Genomic DNA, 3,715 nt, shown 5'->3' on the forward strand with positions numbered 1-3,715 from the left:
GCTTTACCCCGCTTGCGACAGCGCGCTTTATGAGCGCGCCGGATTTCCCAATCATCCGAACTGCCGGGACAATCTGATGCAGGCGCTGGCCACAGAGGGCATATCGCTGCCTTTCGCCCCCGATCCGGTCGATCTCTTTCAGAACTCCTTGCCGGAACCCGACGGTCGGCTGGTGGTTTCCGCGTCGATCAACCCGCCGGGCGGCTATGTGACGTTGCGCGCCGAACAGGACCTCCTGCTGGTGGTCACCGCTTGCTCGGTCGACCATCACCCGACCAATGGCGGCATCTGCACCGAGATCCACGTCGAGATCACCCCCGGATCGTGAGGAAAGGGCACCATCTGGCCGAGCGGTCGCGGCAAAATCATTGACTACACATAAAGACTTCTTTATATCATTATTCGAATTCGAAACATGAAAGCCAATCCGATGACGACCACGAACCCGATCGATGAGCTGCTGGCTGAAAAGGGCGTGCTGCTGGCCGATGGCGCCACCGGCACAAACCTGTTCGCCATGGGGCTGGAGGCGGGCGAGGCGCCAGAGCTGCTCAACGAGACGGCGCCCGACACCATCACCAGCCTGCATCAGAATTTCGTCGATGCCGGCGCCGACATCATCCTCACCAACTCGTTCGGCGGCACCCGTCACCGCTTGAAGCTGCACCATGCGCAGGATCGCGTGCACGCGTTGAACAAACGCGCCGCTGAGCTTGCGCGTGCGGTCGCCGGCAAGGCCGGCCGCAAGGTGATCGTCGCCGGTTCGGTCGGCCCGACCGGCGAATTGCTGGTGCCGCTGGGCGCCATGACCTATGACGAGGCAGTCGACGCCTTCGCCGAGCAGATCGAGGGCCTCAAGGAAGGCGGCGCCGAAGTCGCCTGGATCGAGACGATGTCGGCTCCAGACGAGATCCGGGCCGCCGCCGAGGCTGCTATCCGCGTCGGCCTGCCCTACACCTATACCGGTTCCTTCGACACTGCCGGCCGCACCATGATGGGCCTGCTGCCCAGGGATATCCACGGCGTCACCGACGGGCTGTCGCAGGCGCCGCTCGGCGTTGGCGCCAATTGCGGCGTTGGCGCGTCCGACATCCTGGCCTCGCTGCTCGACATGACCGAGGCGAAGCCGGAGGCGACGGTGATCGTCAAAGGTAATTGCGGCATTCCCGAATTCCGCGGCACCGAAATCCATTATTCCGGCACGCCCGAACTGATGGCCGATTATGTGCGCCTCGCCGTCGATGGCGGCGCCAAGATTATCGGCGGCTGCTGCGGCACCTCGTTCCAGCACCTTGCCGCCATGCGCAAGGCGCTCGACGCGCACACCAAGTCGGATCGTCCGACGGTTGCGGCGATCGTCGAGCGCATTGGTCCGATGCGCAACCAGGTCGCGACGGAAAACACCGCCGAGACCAGCGAAGCCCGCCGCGAGCGCCGCCGCAGCCGGGCCTGACCTCATCGATTTCGGTTATTCGCTGTTGTCGGCGTAGCTCGACTGCGCCGACTTGAAGTCGACCACATTGTCGCCGCGCATCGTCATCAGCGCGCCCGAAGCGCTGGGGTCGGTGATCTGTTCCAGCATGATGCGGAAGCGGTCGTTGGTCAGCGCCGACAGGGCGGTGTGGCGCGCCTGTGCGACATTGTCACGCCTGGATTCCGATGATGGGGCCGATGAAACCGCCGAGGCGTCTGGCGCCGGGGGTATCGAGTTGGCGATAGTCCTGATCTGCAATTTCGGCTCCCTCAAGCCCAGTACACCTGTCCTGCGTAACAAGGAGGGGGTTGCCATCCGGTACCGGAATTGCCGCGCAATTTAACGACCCATAAAATCCGCGAAAAAAGGCCGGCAAGGTTTCCCTCGCCGGCCTGCCTCACCCGCCCGCGGTCGGTTCCCCCGTATCAGAACGATCCCATCTGAAAGAAACCGGCCGTCATCACCACTTACCGGTTACCGCCCAGCGCAGAGGCAAGGCGCACAAGCGAGAGGAACTCGGCCCTGTACCCAAACGGGTCGGCCCCTCGAGCGGCAGTGGCGATCTCCATGATCTTGTCGTAACCGAACTTCGCGGTCGCATCCTCGTCGCGCAGCTTCTGGCCGAAGGCGGCGACCGCGACGGAGAAGCGCTGGTCGGTGCTGGCCTGGTCGAAGGACGAGATCTCGTTGGCCGAGGTCACCGGCGTGGTGATCAGCTTCGAGACGTCTTCATTCGGCAGCTTGTAGCGGATCTTGACGAAGGCATATTCGTCCGCATTGGCGACGCCGCCATTGTCCACCGACGCCTGGCCATAACGCAGTTGGTCGATCTGCTCGCCACCACTGCCCTTGGGCGTGATCTCGTAGATCGCGGTGACCGAGTGGCCCGAACCGATATCGCCGGCATCGACGCGGTCATTGTTGAAATCCTCGCGGTTCAAGGCGCGGGTCTCGTAGCCGATCAGGCGATATTCCGAGACCTTGTTCGGGTTGAACTCGACCTGGATCTTCACGTCCTTTGCGATGGTGAACAGCGTCGACGAGGCATCCTCGACCAGCACCTTTTCAGCCTCGGCCAGCGTATCAATATAGGCGGCGGTGCCGTTGCCGTTCTGGGCAATGGTTTGCATCATCTGGTCGTTCAGATTGCCGCGGCCGAAGCCGAACACCGACAGGAAAACGCCGGTCTTGCGCTCGCTTTCGATCAGCCGCTTGAGGTCGTCGTCATCGGTCTGGCCGACATTGAAGTCGCCGTCGGTAGCAAGCATCACGCGGTTGACGCCGTCCTTGACGAAGGATTTTTGCGCCAGCCTGTAGGCTTCCTTGATGCCCGCCTCGCCGGCCGTGCTGCCACCGGGCGTCAGATTGTCGATGGCGCTGAGGATCTTGTCCTTTTCGGACGCCTTGGTCGGCTCCAGCACTGTGCCGGCGTCACCGGCATAGGTCACGATCGAGATAGTGTCGTCGGCCTTCAGCTGGCTGACCAGCAGGCGAAATGCCGATTTGAGCAGCGGCAGCTTGTCCGGCTCGTCCATCGAGCCCGAGACATCGATCAGGAAGACCAGATTGGCCTTCGGCTGCTCGGTCGGCTTGACGTCAAAACCCTTGATGGCGACATGCATCAGCCTGGTCTGCGTGTTCCACGGCGTCGGCATGACGCTGACGGTCGAGTTGAATGGTGTCGAGGCCGACTCCGGACCCTTCCAGTCATAGGGGAAGTAGTTGATCATCTCCTCGACGCGAACAGTATCGGCCTGCGGCAGGGTGCCCTGCTTCAGCGAGCCGCGCACGAAGGAATAGGAGGCTGTGTCGACGTCGATCGAGAAGGTCGAGACCGGATCCTCGAGTGCCGCATGCACCGGGTTGGTCTTGAAATCCTCGATGCGGTCGCGGTTTTCCGGTTGCGGCTGCATCTGGTCGGCCGGCAAGATCGACGGCTGCTGCGGCGCCATCAGCTTGGATTCGGCCGGCATGCGGGCTCGCGAGGTGCTGGGTACACTTGCAGCGCCATCCAGCGCGAATTCACCTGTCGGTGCCGGTGGCGCAGGCTCGGCCAGCACACCGCGCTCCAGCGCATTTTGTTGTGCCGCGCCGCCAGCAACGGTCGATTCGGATTTCTGCGGCGAGGCCGGCGCCACAAGCGCATCGGTCGCGCCGCGGCTTTCCACATCCGCGTCTGCCTTCTTGTCCTTCTCCAACTCGCCGCGAGCCGGCTTCGGCTCGGCGGCCGTCGGCTTCACC

4 protein-coding genes are annotated in these 3,715 nt (G+C 63.1%); 2 read left to right on the forward strand and 2 right to left on the reverse strand.

Annotated features, from left to right (window positions below; genetic code table 11):
- Both EN964_RS28505 and bmt read left to right on the forward strand, forming a co-directional pair.
- Window positions 1–328: DUF1989 domain-containing protein (locus EN964_RS28505; RefSeq protein WP_127277011.1), on the forward strand; the 328-nt coding region annotated here is incomplete at its 5' end.
- A gap of 102 nt (window positions 329–430) precedes the next feature.
- A complete protein-coding gene (gene bmt, locus EN964_RS28510; protein WP_164748998.1) occupies window positions 431–1,453 on the forward strand; it encodes a betaine--homocysteine S-methyltransferase in 1,023 nt (340 codons plus the stop codon).
- Window positions 1,454–1,468: 15 nt separating this feature from the next.
- Here the strand turns inward: bmt and EN964_RS37880 are convergent, their stop codons facing one another.
- Both EN964_RS37880 and EN964_RS28520 read right to left on the reverse strand, forming a co-directional pair.
- Complete coding sequence (locus tag EN964_RS37880) at window positions 1,469–1,732, reverse strand: hypothetical protein (RefSeq protein ID WP_164748997.1); 264 nt, start codon at window positions 1,730–1,732, stop codon at window positions 1,469–1,471.
- Between the two features lie 209 nt (window positions 1,733–1,941).
- On the reverse strand, window positions 1,942–3,715 hold a 1,774-nt coding region (locus EN964_RS28520; RefSeq protein WP_164776049.1), incomplete at its 5' end, for a VWA domain-containing protein.

Origin of the sequence: Mesorhizobium sp. M7A.F.Ca.CA.001.10.2.1 (assembly GCF_003998575.1) — a bacterium.
Taxonomy (GTDB): domain Bacteria; phylum Pseudomonadota; class Alphaproteobacteria; order Rhizobiales; family Rhizobiaceae; genus Mesorhizobium.

Excerpts from the sequence above, each read along its gene's own strand:
- bmt (WP_164748998.1), top strand. The coding sequence starts at position 431 with ATGACGACCACGAACCCGATCGATGAGCTGCTGGCTGAAAAGGGCGTG.